The sequence below is a fragment of the Geodermatophilus sp. SYSU D00710 genome (assembly GCF_054050195.1).
The window spans coordinates 1-13,625 of the sequence record NZ_JBJGYX010000068.1 but is presented as its reverse complement, the minus strand read 5'-3'; the positions used below and the strand labels follow the sequence as shown (position 1 = coordinate 13,625).

Sequence of the window (13,625 nt, the reverse complement as noted above, 5' to 3'; positions counted from 1 at the left end):
CCGGTCGTGGGACACGCTCGGGCGATGACCGCCGGCCCGCCGGGGCTCCCCCGGGCGACGGCGCCGGCGACGGGCACGGGGGCCGGCACGACGGCGGCGGCGACGGCGGCGGCTCCGGACCGCACGGGGCGGCGGGTGCTGGCCCTGTTCCACCCCCACCGCGCGCGGGTGGCCGTCGTCGCCACGGCGATCCTGGTGTCCTCGCTGCTGGGGATCGTGCAGCCGTTCCTGACCCAGGCGGTGTTCGACCGGGCGCTGTTCCCGCGGGCCGCCGACGGCTCGATCGGCCCGCCGCGGCTGGGCCTGCTGGTCGCGCTCGTGGGCGCCAGCATCGCCGTCGTCCTGCTGGGGGCCGCCCTCGGGGTGGCGACGACCTGGCTGACGACCCGGCTGGGCAACGCCGTCATGCGCGACCTGCGGGACCGGCTGTTCGCCCACCTGCAGCGCATGGAGCTGGCGTTCTTCACGGGCACCCGCACCGGCGAGATCCAGAGCCGGCTGGGCAACGACGTCGCCGGGGTGCAGTCGGTGGTCACCGACACCGCGAGCTCGATCCTCGGCAACGTGGTGACCGTGGTCAGCGCGCTGGTGGCCATGCTGGTGCTGTCCTGGCGGCTCACGCTGGTCGCGGTGGTGCTGCTGCCGGTGTTCGTCGTGCTGCAGGTGCGGGTCGGGCGGGTCCGGCGCCGAGTCGCCGGCGCCACCCAGCGGTCGGTGGCCGACATGACCGCGATCACGCAGGAGACGCTGTCGGTCAGCGGGGTGCTGCTGGCCAAGGTGTTCGACCGCCAGGACGCCGAGGTGCGGCGCTACGCCGAGGAGAACGCCCGCCAGGCCGACCTCCAGGTGAAGCAGACCATGACCGGTCAGTCGTTCTTCGCCACCGTCCAGGCCTTCTTCGGGCTGACCCCGGCGCTGGTCTACCTGGTGGCCGGCCTGTCCATCGGCGGGGTCTTCCTCGCGGGCGGTGCCGACACCCTGACCGCCGGCACGATCGTGGCCTTCACGACCCTGCAGACCCGGCTGCTGTTCCCCGTGGTGGCGCTGCTCCGGGTCGGCGTCGACGTGCAGACCTCCCTGGCGCTGTTCGAGCGCGTCTTCGAGTACCTCGACCTGCGGCCGGCGATCGTCGACCGGCCCGGCGCGCTCGACCTGCGGAAGGAGGAGGTGGCCGGGCACGTGGCCTTCGAGGACGTCCGCTTCCGGTACGGCACCGGCGACCGGGCCGGGAGCGACGGCGCGCAGCCGTGGGTCCTCGACGGCGTCAGCCTGGACGTGCCCGCCGGGTCGCTGGTCGCCTTCGTCGGGCCCAGCGGAGCCGGGAAGACGACGGCGTCCTACCTGGTGCCCCGCCTCTACGACGTCGACGCCGGCCGGGTGACCCTCGACGGCCACGACGTCCGCGACCTGACCCGGGCCACGCTCGCCCGGGCGGTGGGCGTGGTGACGCAGGAGTCCTACCTGTTCCACGCCTCGGTGCGCGACAACCTGCGCTACGGCCGCCCGGACGCCACCGACGAGCAGGTCCGGGCGGCGGCCCGCGCGGCCAACATCGACGAGCGGATCGAGCGCCTGGCCGAGGGCTACGACACGACGGTCGGCGAGCGCGGCTACCGGCTCTCGGGCGGGGAGAAGCAGCGCCTGGCGATCGCGCGGGTGCTGCTGGCCGACCCCCGCGTGCTCATCCTCGACGAGGCGACCTCCGCCCTCGACACCGCCAGCGAGCGGCTCGTGCAGCAGGCGCTGGAGCAGGCGATGCGCGGCCGGACCACCATCGCCATCGCCCACCGGCTCTCGACCGTCCTGGCCGCCGACACCATCGTCGTCTTCGACCGGGGACGGGTGGTCGAGCAGGGCACCCACGCCGAGCTGGTCGGGCGCGGCGGGCTCTACGCCCGGCTCTACGCCGAGCAGTTCGGCGGCGGGACCGTCGAGGCGCGCTGCGACGACGGCGTCGTCTTCGCCGACGGCGACGTCCTGCCGCACGCCCCGTCGGCCCGCGACGGGTGGTCCGTGGACGGTGTCGGGGCGGACGTGCGCAGGAGGGGTGCGCAGCGACCGGCACCCCGCCCCGGGTGACCCCGACTCCAGTGACGCCGCGGTGGGTCGCCGCGGTCAGCGGGTCAGGGCGGAGCTGCGCGAGAACCTCGTCCTCAACTCGACGCCGGGACCGAGCACGCGGGTGAGGGGCGCCTGGCCGGCGACCTCACGGGCCCGGTCCAGCTGGTCGGCGTCCAGGTCCTCGGTGTAGGTCACCCGGCAGTCGAGGACCCAGTCCGGACGGACCGAGACGACCACCTCGAGGTCACCGCCGTAGGAGTAGGTGCTGTCCAGGTGCGCCCGCAGCGTGATCGCGGTGTCGGAGGCCAGCGCGGCCGCGAGCAACCCCAGCGGGCTCGGCCCGGCGCTGCGGCCGTCGGGGTGGGGCGGCGCGCTCACCGTGAGGTGCTCGCGGCCGACGTGCACCGCCGTCACCCGCTCGTCGGTGGCGCGCAGCAGGGCGCTGGCCACCGCCAGCCCGTCCTGCGCCGTTGCGTACGGGGTCGCCGCGTGATCGGTCACGTCGTCCTCCACGGGGTACGCGCGTCGGTCGGTCGGCGCGGTGCCGTCCGGGCGGCGGGCGGTCCGGCGTGGCGTCTCCCACCCTCGCGGTCATCGCTCCGGGCACGACCCTGGCACGCCTGCCGGGGCCAGTCGAGGTCGCGGACCACGGCGCGACGGTCGCACCCGGGCCGGTGGGAACGGCAGCCGGTCAGACCCGGTCGAGCAGCAGCTCCTCGGTGTCGAGCTCGCGCAGCACCGCGGTGACGACCTCCTCGTCGATGCGGCCCTCGTCGCGGGCGCGGAGGAACACCGCCCGCTCGACGGCCAGCATCTCGCGACGCAGCCGGCGGTAGGCGACCGACGGCGGCTCGCGGTCCTGGCGGCCCAGCCGCTCCCAGGCGAACAGTCCCCGGATCTCGGCCTTGTCCCGCAGCCGGTCCACCACCTCCGGCGGCACCGCGTCGTCGCCGGCGACGAGCTCGTCGAGCCGCTTGATCGCGGCGTTGACCGCCTCGTGCTGCACCGCGGCCTCCTGCAGCGCGTCCTCCGTGGCGCTCGGGCCGGGCAGGGCGAGGCGGCGGATCACCCAGGGCAGGGTGAGGCCCTGGCCCACCAGGGTGGCGACGACGACCACGAAGGCGAGGAAGGTCAGCAGGCCGCCCTGCGGCGCCGGGGACAGGTAGGCCAGCGCCGCCGCCAGCGAGACCACACCCCGCATCCCCGCCCAGGAGATGACGGCGGGGAACTGCCACGGCGGTGCGGTCTCGCGCCGCCGCACGCGCGGGAACAGCCGCGCCAGGTAGGTGGCCGGGAAGACCCACAGCGGGCGGCTGAGGACCACCGCGAGCGTCACCGCGACCGCACTGCCGACGACGGTGCCGGCCGGCAGTCCCCGGACCTCGTCGAGGATCGCCGGCAGCTCCAGCCCGATCAGCAGGAACACGACCCCGGTGAGGACGAACTCGATGACGCTCCACAGCGGGTCGGCCAGGGTCCGCGACGTCGGGGAGAAGAAGCCGTACCACCGCGTGCTCAGCCACAGGCCGGTGGTGACCACCGCGACCACGCCGGAGGCGCCGACGGCCTCGGCGAGCAGGTAGGACGTGAACGGCGTCACCAGGCTGAGGACGACGTCGATCATCGGTTCCTCGTTGCGCCGGTGCAGGTGGGCGGCGACCCACGCGCTGCCCAGCCCGATCGCCGCCCCGCCGGCCGCGGCGAGGACGAACTCCCCGAGGAAGTCCAGGACCGTGACCGACCCGGCCACCCCGGCGATCGCGACCCGCAGCGTGGTCAGCGCGGTCGCGTCGTTGACCAGGCTCTCCCCCTCGAGGATGCTCACCGCCCGCCGCGGCAGGCCGGTGCGCCGGGCCACCGCGGTGGCCGCGACGGCGTCCGGGGGTGCCACCACCGCCCCGAGGGCGAACGCCGCGGCCAGCGGGAGGCCGGGGACCACGGCCCAGGCCACCAGCCCGACGACGAGCGTGGTGAACAGCACCAGCCCGACCGACAGCAGGGCGATCGGGCGCAGGTTGGCCCTGAGCGAGCGGTTGGAGGTGCGCCAGGCCGCGGCGTAGAGCAGCGGCGGGAGGAACAGCAGCAGGACCATGTTCGGGTCGATGCTGTAGTCGGGCACGCCGGGCACGTAGGACAGCGCGACACCGACGAGGACGAGCAGGATCGGGCCGGCCACCGGCACCCGGCGGCCGAGCGCGGCCCCGGCCGCGACCACGAGGACCAGACCGAGCACCTCGAAGACCCCGCCGACCGACACCGCGCTGTCCGCCGCGGCAGCCAGCGGCACGGGATCGATCGCCATCTGACCTCCACCGGTCCCAGGGCTGGCCGGGCTCAGTATCCCGACCCCGCCCCACGGGTCACTCCCGCCGCTCCGCCCTCCGCCGTTCCTGTACGCACCGGTCCGCGTGGCCGAGCACGGGCGGCACGGTGCACGGGGGCACCACGGGGAGGCCTGCGGATGTCGTCGTTGCCGGATGCGTCCAGCAGGTGCTGCGCCACCACGCGCAGCGCTCGCCGGGGACGCCGATGCCGGCGGTGGTGTCGAAGGCCGCCGCGCTCGGCTACGAGGTCGTCGCGCCGAGGGAGGGCAGCAGCGCGACCCACCTGCGGCTGGTCGCCACCGCGCCGACCGGCCGGCGGACCACGCTCCACGTCGACGGCGCCGAGTTGAGCTCCAGCGGCCGGGCCGACCGGTCGTTCGCGGCCGGGCTGCCGGGGGCGGTCGAGACCACCGTGGACGTGCAGTTCCCCTTCACCGGCGCGGACCCGTTCGAGGTGCTGGTCGCCTTCTCCGGTCACGCCGCGCGCCCGGCCGACCCGGCCCCCGCCCCGGTCGCGCCTCGGGTGGCCCCGCCTCCGCCTGCGTCCTGGCCGGCCGGGACGGCGCCACGGCCCCAGCCCTCGCTCCAGCCCTCGCCCCAACCCTGGCCGCTGCCCCGCACGCCCGCACCCGCCCCCGCCGGCATGCCGCGGCACGGGCCGGTCGTGCTCGGCGTCGTCGCGGCCGTCGTCCTGCTGGTCGTGGTGATCGCGGCCGCCACCTCCGGCGCGGCCGGCGGGCTGCTCGCCGTCGGGCTCGCGCTGCTGCCGGTGGGCCTGGGCGCCGTGGTCGCCGGCCGCGCGCGGTGGGCGTTCATCGCCTCCCGCCGGGTCGGCGGTGCGGTGCTCGCCGCCGGGCTGGTGGCCACGGGGATCGGCGGGGCGACCGTCCCGCCGCCCGCGCCCACCGCGGCCGCGCAGCCCGCGGCGCCCTCCTCGTCGGCCCCGCCGACCACCTCCGCCGCCGAGGCGAGCGCCGCGGCCGAGTCGGCGGCCGCCGCCGCGGACGCCGCGGCGACCCGGGCCGAGACCAGCGAGACCGCCGTCCCCGTGGCCGACCCGGCCACCGGCCTGCTCTCAGACGGCGCCACCCAGGCCGCCGTCGACGCCACCGCCCCGGCCACCGCGCTGGCCGCGCTGGCCGGCCTCCCGGTGCGGGGCCGGGCGCCGCGCACCGGCTACGACCGCGACCTGTTCGGCGCCGGCTGGGTCGACACCGACCGCAACGGCTGCGACACCCGCAACGACGTGCTCGCCCGCGACCTCACCGGCGAGACGTTCAAGCCCGGCACCCGCGACTGCGTCGTCCTCACCGGGACGCTGGACGACCCCTACTCCGGCCGGACCATCGCCTTCCAGCGCGGCCAGGGCACCAGCGACGACGTCCAGATCGACCACGTCGTCGCCCTGTCGGACGCCTGGCAGAAGGGCGCCCAGCAGTGGGACGACGCCCGGCGCACGCAGTTCGCCAACGACCCGCTCGACCTGCTCGCCGTCGACGGGCCGCTCAACCTGCAGAGGGGCGACGGCGACGCGGCCACCTGGCTGCCGCCGGACCGCTCCCACCGCTGCGCCTACGTGGCCCGCCAGGTCGCGGTGAAGGTCGGCTACGGGCTGTGGACGACGCAGGCCGAGCGCAACGCGATCGCCACGGTGCTCGCCGGCTGCCCGGCCGACCGCTGCCCGGCGGTGTGGTCGCCCCGGCCCGGCAGACCGCGGCGCCGACCACCGCGGCTGCCCCTCCGGCGGCACGGCCCGCCCCCACGACCCCGCGGCCGGCTCCGGCCCCGGCACCCGCGCCGGCACCCGCGCCGGCTCCGGTGCCGGCCCCGCCGCCCCCTCCGGTCGCGACGTCCTACGCGAACTGCGACGCCGTCCGCGCCGCCGGCGCCGCCCCGATCACCCGGGGCGACCCGGGCTGGGACCCGGAGTTCGACCGGGACGGCGACGGCGTCGGCTGCGAGTGACCGCCGGTCCTGGACCCCGCGCCCCCGTGGTGCGGGGGCCGGGACCGGCGGGCTCGGGGCGCCGGCTCAGTCGGCCAGCAGGGCGGCGTGCGCGCCGAGGCGGTGTGCCAGGGCGGCGGCGGTGCCGGTGGCGCGCAGGACGTCGGCCAGCAGCGCGGCCAGCTCGGTGGCGTCCGCGGGGTGCTCGTCGAGCTCGGTGGCCAGCAGCGCGTCGAGGTCGGCCGGGTGGAGGTCGGCCAGGTCGACCAGCACGAGTGGCGCGCCGGTGGCGGTCGGGTCGGTCTCCACGGGCTGCTCCTCGGGGTCGGGCCGGGCTCGGTCCCGGCACCACCGACCCTGGGCGCCCTCCCTCAGGGGCGGCTCGGCGGAACCGCACGATCCCCGCAAGACCGGTGGCGGGGCCGGGCCGCCCAACCCGATCGGGTGACTCCGGCCCGCCGCGGGTGTGGGGGGTCCCGGGCGGGGCCACCGACGACGAGGTCCGGCGCCTGCCGGACCGGCGGACCCCGAATGCGCCGCCCCGGTCCCCCACACGGGGTCCGGGACGGCTAGGGTCGTCGCGTCGGGAAGGCCCTGCGCTCTGGCAGGACCCCGATGCACCATCGCAGCTAGGAGCGAGCAATGCCCGAAGGAACTGTCAAGTGGTTCAACGCGGAGAAGGGGTTCGGCTTCGCCACTCCTGACGGTGGCGGACCTGACGTGTTCGTCCACTACTCGGCCATCCAGACCAGCGGGTACCGCTCGCTCGACGAAGGCCAGCGGATCTCGTTCGACATCGAGCAGGGCCAGAAGGGCCCGCAGGCGGCGAACGTCAACCCGCTCTGATCTCCTGATCAGCACAGCGCCCCCGTCCGGTCCACCGGGCGGGGGCGCTGTCGTGTGTGGCGCCGGTCAGCGCGCGCGGGGCACGTACCCGCCGACCAGCGCCGACATCAGCAGGGCGCCGTCGCCGGGCCCCACGGCGACCGCGGCGTCGGCGAAGGCCCGCCAGCGGGCCCGCTCGACGTCGGTCGGGGCGTGGGCCGCCCGGGCGGTGAGCTGCTCGACCAGCCGCTCCCACTCCGACTGCGGCGTCGGCCAGAGCCCGGCCAGCCGGCGCGCCTCCGGGGAGATGCCGGTGAACCGGACGATCTCCCCCGAGTAGGTGGTCAGCACCTCGACGTAGCCGGCGGCGGCGAGCGCGCGGGCGGCGGCCAGCACGTCGGGCTTGGGCAGGCCGCTGGCCGGGACGACCTGGCCGAGGTAGGGGTTGCCGCCGTGCTCGGGGCCGTCGACCAGCCGGGCCACCGCCCGCAGCACGGGCAGGTCGCGGCGGAACCAGGTGTCGGGCAGGGGCCGGTCGGGCGCTGTCACCGGCCCAGTCTCCGCCGCACGCGACGGCGCCCCGCCACCCGGGTGCACGGGGTGGCGGGGCGCCGGGCGGACTCAGCGGGCGCCGGTGAGCTCGGGACGGCGGGCCAGGATCACGCCGAGGACGACGTAGCCGACCAGCAGGTGCGCGGCGCCGACGTACTGGGTGATCGCGGGCAGCAGGAACGCGGTCGGGACGGTGACCGGCGCCCAGCTCTCGGCGACCATCGGCCAGAACCGGGCCGCGCCCCTCCACCGGCCGGCGATCGCGATCCGCACGCCGATCGCGGCCATGCCGAGCATCGACAGCGGCCAGAACAGGTCGATCACGAAGAAGAAGCCGGTGTCGTAGAGGCCGGGGGTCAGCGCCCACATCAGTGACGAGACCATGGCCACCGCGAGCAGGGCGTGCTCGACGTGCAGCAGCCGGCGGGCCAGCCGGCCGGTGCCGATGGCGCCGGTCCGCATCTGCGCGGCCACGAGGAAGAGCAGGCCGCCCTGGAACGCGAACGCGGTCAGGTTCACCACGAGGGCCTGCCAGGTCCCGGCCGGCGGGGTGGTCCCGAGCGCGGCGCAGGCGACCGCCCACGAGAGCGACCCGGCGGCGACCGCGATCCCGGCATTGCGGACCGAGCGGGTCGAGGCGCCGGGGACCGCGCCGGCCGGTGCGGCGAGGTCGGTGCGGGCGGGAGCGGGGGTGGTGGTGAGGGACATCGGGTCCTCCGTCGTCGTGCGGCGCCCGGTGCGCCGTCCGGGGAGAACCGTCGTGGGGACGCGTCCCGGGCCGACAGGGTCGGCCGCCACGGATCCGGTCCCCCTCGGTGTCCCGGGTGACACGGGACGGCTGACCCGTGACGGCGGGGACGCCGCCGGGCGAGGATGCGCGCGTGCAGGCACAGGCCCCGGCGACCGGGCGGACCCGATCGGCACCGGAGCCCCTCCCCCGGCCCGGTGTCCCGGACCCCCGGCTGCGGTGGTCGGCGGTCGCCGTCGTCGTCGTCGTGGTGGCCGGCTCGGCGGTCACCGCCGCCGTCCTCGACGCCACGACACCGTCGGCGGTGCGCTCGGCGCTGCAGCGGGAACCCGGCTGGCTGGCCACCGTGCCGGGCCTCGTGCTCGCCGTCCCGGCGGCCGCGCTGCTGCTGCGGGCGCCGCGCAACGCGGTGTCCTGGGTGGTCGCCGGCACCGCGGTGTTCTGGGCGGTCAACGGGCTGGCCGAGTCGTGGCTGGCCTGGGCGCTGCAGGACGACCCGCCGCGGGCCGGCGCGAGCCTGGCGTTCTGGACCGTCGAGCGGCTGGGGTCGGGCCTGCTGCTGGGCCTGCCGCTGCTGCTCCTGCTCTACCCCGACGGGCGGCTCCCGGGTGGCCGCTGGCGCGGAGCGAGCCTGGCCGGCCTGGCCGCCACCGCGCTGCTGCCGGTGCTGCTGCTCGTCACCCCGGCCGAGGTGGCGTTCACCGACGACGAGGGCACCGGGGTCCCCGCCGTCTACCGCGCCCTCGACCTCGACCTCACCTCCCTCCCGCTCCCCGCGGCGCTGACGCTGCCGCTGCTGCGGATCGGCTTCCCGCTCGCCGTCCTCGGCACCGCGGTCGCGGCCGCCTCGGTGGTCGCCCGGTACCGGCGGGCGGCCGGCGAGGACCGCACGCGGATGCGCTGGCTGCTGTGGGCCGCCGTCGTCGACCTGCTCGTCATGCTCACCACGCTGCTGCTGCCCTCCGAGCCGAGCACGCTGGCGCTGGTCCTCGCGGTCGCGCTGACCGGGACGGCGGTGGCCGCCGGCATCCTGTGGCCGCGGGCGGTCGACGTCGACCGGCTGCTCGGCGGCACGCTGGTGTACGGCGGGCTGGCCGTCGGCGTGGTGCTGCTCGATCTCGCCGTGCTGGGGGCGGCCGGCGCGCTGCTCGGCGACGCCCTCGGTGAGCGCGACGCCACCCTGCTCACCCTGCTGCTGGTCGCGGTGGTCTACGTCCCGCTGCGGGCGCCGCTGTGGCGGCTGGTCCGCCGGTGGGTGCTCGGCGAGCGGGAGGACCCCTACCGCGTCGTGTCGGACCTGGCCGAGCGGCTCGAGCGCACCGACGGAGCCGAGGAGCAGCTCATGGCGGTCGCCGCCGGCATCGCCGAGGCCTTCCGCGTCCCCTACGTCGGCGTCGAGGTCGACGCCGCCGACGGCGGGCGGCTGGTCGCCGAGCACGGGCGGCGCCCAGACGCGGTCCAGTCGCTGCCCATCGCCTACCGCGGCGAGCAGGTGGGCCGGCTGCTGCTGCCCCGCGACGGCGTCCGCGCGCACCTGGTGACGCGGGACGAGCGGCTGCTCGCCGACGTCGTCCGGCAGGCCGCCGCGGCCGCGCGGGCCGGGTCGCTGGCCGCGCAGCTGCAGGCCAGCCGGGAGCAGCTGGTCACCGCCCGGGAGGAGGAGCGCCGCCGGCTGCGCCGCGACCTGCACGACGGGCTGGGCCCCTCGCTGGGTGCGGTGGTGCTGCGGATCGACACCGCCCGCAACCTCGCCGCCACCCGGCCCGAGGACGCCGACCGGCTGCTGCGCCAGGCGCGCGACGACGTCGCCGCCGCGCTGGGCGACGTCCGGCGGCTCGTGCACGACCTGCGCCCGCCTGCCCTCGACGACGTCGGGCTGGCCGGCGCGGTCCGCCAGCAGGCCGAGCGGCTCCTGGCGCCGCAGGTCACCGTGACCGTCGACGCCGGGGACCTCGGCGAGCTGCCCGCGGCGGTCGAGGTGGCGGCCTACCGGATCGCCTCGGAGGCGCTGGCCAACGCCGCCCGGCACGCGCGGGCCACCCGGGTGCGGGCGACCCTCGGCCGCGAGGACGGCGACCTGGTGGTGACCGTCGCCGACGACGGCGTCGGGATCGCGCCCGACCGCGCCGCCGGCGTCGGGCTCGTGTCGCTGCGCGAGCGGGCGGCCGAGCTGGGCGGACACTGCACGGTCAGCTGCCCGCCGGAGGGCGGCACGGAGGTGCGGGCCGTGCTGCCCGTCGAGGGAGGAGCGCCCGGTGACCGAGCCCGGTGAGCCGCTGCGGATCGTGGTCGCCGACGACCACCCGGTCTACCGGGACGGGCTGGCGCTGCTGCTCGGCTCGGTGCCGGGGCTGACCGTCGTCGGCACCGCCGCCGACGGGGCCGAGGCGGTCGCGGTGGTCCGCGAGCACCTGCCCGACGTCGTGGTCATGGACGTGCAGATGCCGGTGCTCGACGGCATCGAGGCCACCCGGCGGATCGCCGCCGAGGTGCCGTCGGCGGGCGTGGTGGTGCTGACGATGAGCGAGGACGACGGCACGGTGTTCGCCGCCGTCCGCGCCGGGGCCCGCGGCTACCTGCTCAAGGGCGCCGACCAGGAGGAGGTCGTCCGCGCGATCACCACCGTGGCCTCCGGCGGGGCGGTGTTCGGCGCGGCGCTGGCCCGGCGGATTGCGGAGTTCTTCGCCGCCGGTCCGGCCGGCCCCGAGACGGCGTTCCCGCAACTGACCGCCCGGGAGCGCGAGGTGCTCGACCTGGTGGCCGCCGGGCGGTCCAACGCGCAGATCGCCGCGGTGCTGTACCTGTCGCCGAAGACGGTGCGCAACGTCGTGTCCAACGTGCTGACCAAGCTGCAGGTCACCGACCGCGCGCAGGCCATCGTGCGGGCCCGCGAGGCCGGCCTGGGCCGGTGACGGCCGTCGGCGCCGAGGACGTGCGCGGCGTCCTGCGGCGGGTGGTCCGCTGGGCGGCGGGCCGCCCGGACGTCGTCGCCGTCGGGCTCGCCGGGTCGCAGGCCCGCGGCACGGCGCGGCCGGACTCCGACGTCGACCTCGTCGTCGTCACCCGGGACCGGGACGGCTACCGCGGCCCGGATGCGGTCGCGGGGCTGTTCGGCGCCGGGGTGGCCGACGTGCGGACCCGGTGGTGGGGGCCGCTGCTCGAGCGGCGCCTCCGGCTGCCCGGCGGGCTGGAGGTGGAGGTCGGCTTCGTGCCGGAGCGCTGGGCCGCCGACCCGGTGGACCCCGGGACGGCGCGGGTCGTCGGGGACGGCCTCGTGGTGCTGCACGACCCCTCCGGCCTGCTCGGACGCCTGGTCGAGCGGGTGGCGGCGGGGAATCCGCCCGTCGCCCGGGCGGTTCCCCCTGACATGACGACCACTCCCCAGCCCAAGCTGACCAGGACCGACGAGGAGTGGCGGGCACAGCTCTCACCGCAGGAGTACGCCGTGCTGCGCCAGGCCGGCACCGAGCGCCCGTTCACCGGCGAGTACGTCGACACGAAGACCGTCGGCGTCTACACCTGCCGCGCGTGCGGAGCCGAGCTGTTCCGCTCGGAGACCAAGTTCGACTCGCACTGCGGCTGGCCGTCGTTCTACGAGCCGTCGTCCGCGGACGACGTGGTGCTCCGCGAGGACCGCAGCCACGGCATGGTCCGCACCGAGGTCCTCTGCGGCACCTGCCACAGCCACCTCGGGCACGTCTTCGACGACGCGCCGCAGACGCCGACCGGCGACCGCTACTGCATCAACTCGGTGTCCGTCCGGCTGGTGCCCGCCGAGGGCTGACGCCCGCGGGCTCAGGCCGCCGACCCGGGTCCCGCGGTGCGGGCCCGGTCGGCGGCACGGGCGCCGGCGAGCACGAGCGCGAGCCGGCGCCACCGACGCTGCCGCCAGCGGTAGAGCGCCTCGGCGAAGAGCCACACGGGCCCGGTGAGCGGTCCGGCGTCGATCTCGACCTCGTCGGTGTACCGGCAGCCGCCCTCGTCCAGCGGTGTCACCGTGATCAGGTGCCGCCAGGACCGGACGAGCGAGCCGTGGTCGTCCGAACGGACCGCGCGGGCGTCGTCGTCGACGGACTCGACCCGCAGCGTGTGCCGGGACACCGGCAGCAGCCCGAACAGCAGCAGCCAGGTCGTCACCGACTCCCCCGCCTGCCACGGCCGGATCCGCGCCTCCAGGGCGGGGAAGCGCAGGACCGGCGCCGCGACGTGCACGAGGGCCGCGGGCGTGCGCACCGCCGACCAGACGACGTCGGCGGGTGCGGCGAGGACGGTGCTGCGTCGTACGGTCCGCACGTCGGCGTCCCTCCGGGAGGTCAGGGCAGGTCGGCGACCAGCTCGGCCACCGGCTTGCGGGTGCCGGTGTAGAAGGGGACCTCCTCGCGCACGTGCCGACGGGCCCGGCTGGCCCGCAGGTCGCGCATGAGGTCGACGATGCGGTGCAGCTCGTCGGCCTCGAAGGCGAGCATCCACTCGTAGTCGCCCAGGCCGAACGAGGCGACGGTGTTGGCGCGGACGTCGGGGTAGGGCCGGGCCTGCATGCCGTGCTCCTTGAGCATGTCCCGCCGCTCCTCGTCGGGCAGCAGGTACCACTCGTAGGACCGCACGAACGGGTAGACGCAGACGTAGCGGCGCGGCTCCTCCTCGGCGAGGAACGCCGGGATGTGGCTGCGGTTGAACTCGGCCGGGCGGTGCAGCGCCATCTGCGACCACACCGGCTCCAGGTGCCGGCCCAGCGCGGTGCGGCGCAGCCGGGTGTAGGCCTCCTGCAGCGCCTCGGGCGACTCGGCGTGCCACCAGACCATGAGGTCGGCGTCGGCGCGCAGGCCCGCGACGTCGTAGGTGCCGCGGACGACGACGCCCTTGCCCGCGAGCTCCTCGAACAGCCCGGCCACCTCGTCGGCGACGGCGGTGCGCTGCTCGTCGGCGAGCGGGCGGGCCAGCCGGAACACCGACCACATCGTGTAGCGGATGAGGGCGTTGAGCTCGTTGGCCCGCTTGCCGACGCTGCGCTGTTCGGTGCTCTGCTCGCTCATGTCCTCATTGTCCCCCGGGCTGCCCGGGGGGTTCGGCGGCCTGCGGCAGGCCGACCCTCCTGGTGCACCGGTGACGACGTGGCGGGGGGGCGGGGGGGGGGGGGGGGGGCGGGGGGGGGCCGGGGCGGGGGGCCCGCG

General features: G+C 76.8%; 12 protein-coding genes and 1 pseudogene. 7 read left to right on the top strand and 6 right to left on the bottom strand.

The genetic code is table 11. The features are described from left to right. The first annotated feature begins 24 nt into the window (after positions 1 to 24). Positions 25 to 2,079, top strand: coding sequence for an ABC transporter ATP-binding protein (locus tag ACI78U_RS21700; protein ID WP_456877471.1), 2,055 nt, complete (start codon positions 25 to 27; stop codon positions 2,077 to 2,079). Positions 2,080 to 2,115: 36 nt separating this feature from the next. Here the strand turns inward: ACI78U_RS21700 and ACI78U_RS21695 are convergent, their stop codons facing one another. Then, the gene (locus ACI78U_RS21695) at positions 2,116 to 2,562 is read right to left on the bottom strand and encodes a hypothetical protein (protein ID WP_456877470.1); all 447 of its coding nucleotides are present in this window, start codon (positions 2,560 to 2,562) and stop codon (positions 2,116 to 2,118) included. Positions 2,563 to 2,752: 190 nt separating this feature from the next. Next, positions 2,753 to 4,363 carry a Na+/H+ antiporter gene (locus ACI78U_RS21690; protein ID WP_456877469.1) on the bottom strand — a complete coding sequence of 537 codons (1,611 nt, stop codon included), beginning with the start codon at positions 4,361 to 4,363 and terminating at the stop codon, positions 2,753 to 2,755. Between the two features lie 227 nt (positions 4,364 to 4,590). On the opposite strand from ACI78U_RS21690, the pseudogene ACI78U_RS21685 reads away from it, so the two are divergent. The 3 genes and pseudogenes from ACI78U_RS21685 to ACI78U_RS21675 all read left to right on the top strand — a co-directional run. Continuing rightward, positions 4,591 to 5,976: pseudogene (locus ACI78U_RS21685) on the top strand (HNH endonuclease family protein); the annotation flags it as partial. Positions 5,977 to 5,999: 23 nt separating this feature from the next. Next, a complete protein-coding gene (locus ACI78U_RS21680; RefSeq protein WP_456877481.1) occupies positions 6,000 to 6,350 on the top strand; it encodes an excalibur calcium-binding domain-containing protein in 351 nt (116 codons plus the stop codon). 621 nt (positions 6,351 to 6,971) lie between these two features. Continuing rightward, a complete protein-coding gene (locus ACI78U_RS21675; RefSeq protein ID WP_012948038.1) occupies positions 6,972 to 7,175 on the top strand; it encodes a cold-shock protein in 204 nt (67 codons plus the stop codon). A gap of 66 nt (positions 7,176 to 7,241) precedes the next feature. On the opposite strand, the gene ACI78U_RS21670 is transcribed toward ACI78U_RS21675, so the two are convergent. Beyond that, on the bottom strand, positions 7,242 to 7,703 hold the full coding sequence (locus tag ACI78U_RS21670) for a hypothetical protein (RefSeq protein ID WP_456877468.1): 462 nt from the start codon (positions 7,701 to 7,703) through the stop codon (positions 7,242 to 7,244). Between the two features lie 72 nt (positions 7,704 to 7,775). After that, complete coding sequence (locus ACI78U_RS21665) at positions 7,776 to 8,414, bottom strand: hypothetical protein (protein WP_456877467.1); 639 nt, start codon at positions 8,412 to 8,414, stop codon at positions 7,776 to 7,778. Positions 8,415 to 8,587: 173 nt separating this feature from the next. Here ACI78U_RS21665 and ACI78U_RS21660 point away from each other — a divergent pair, with 173 nt between their 5' ends. Genes ACI78U_RS21660 through msrB form a run of 3 tightly spaced genes read left to right on the top strand, consistent with a single transcriptional unit; the run spans position 8,588 to position 12,238 of the window. After that, positions 8,588 to 10,726, top strand: coding sequence for a sensor histidine kinase (locus tag ACI78U_RS21660; RefSeq protein WP_456877466.1), 2,139 nt, complete (start codon positions 8,588 to 8,590; stop codon positions 10,724 to 10,726). Continuing rightward, positions 10,710 to 11,366, top strand: coding sequence for a response regulator (locus ACI78U_RS21655; protein ID WP_456877465.1), 657 nt, complete (start codon positions 10,710 to 10,712; stop codon positions 11,364 to 11,366). The genes ACI78U_RS21660 and ACI78U_RS21655 overlap by 17 nt, the downstream gene beginning before the upstream one ends. Next, positions 11,363 to 12,238: a peptide-methionine (R)-S-oxide reductase MsrB gene (msrB, locus tag ACI78U_RS21650; RefSeq protein ID WP_456877464.1), complete on the top strand. Its 876-nt coding sequence runs from the start codon at positions 11,363 to 11,365 to the stop codon at positions 12,236 to 12,238. The genes ACI78U_RS21655 and msrB overlap by 4 nt, the downstream gene beginning before the upstream one ends. A gap of 11 nt (positions 12,239 to 12,249) precedes the next feature. Here the strand turns inward: msrB and ACI78U_RS21645 are convergent, their stop codons facing one another. Together ACI78U_RS21645 and hemQ are read right to left on the bottom strand one after the other, a co-directional pair. Then, positions 12,250 to 12,747: an SRPBCC family protein gene (locus ACI78U_RS21645; protein WP_456877463.1), complete on the bottom strand. Its 498-nt coding sequence runs from the start codon at positions 12,745 to 12,747 to the stop codon at positions 12,250 to 12,252. A gap of 20 nt (positions 12,748 to 12,767) precedes the next feature. Then, positions 12,768 to 13,487: a hydrogen peroxide-dependent heme synthase gene (gene hemQ, locus ACI78U_RS21640; protein ID WP_456877462.1), complete on the bottom strand. Its 720-nt coding sequence runs from the start codon at positions 13,485 to 13,487 to the stop codon at positions 12,768 to 12,770. Between the last annotated feature and the right edge of the window lie 138 nt (positions 13,488 to 13,625).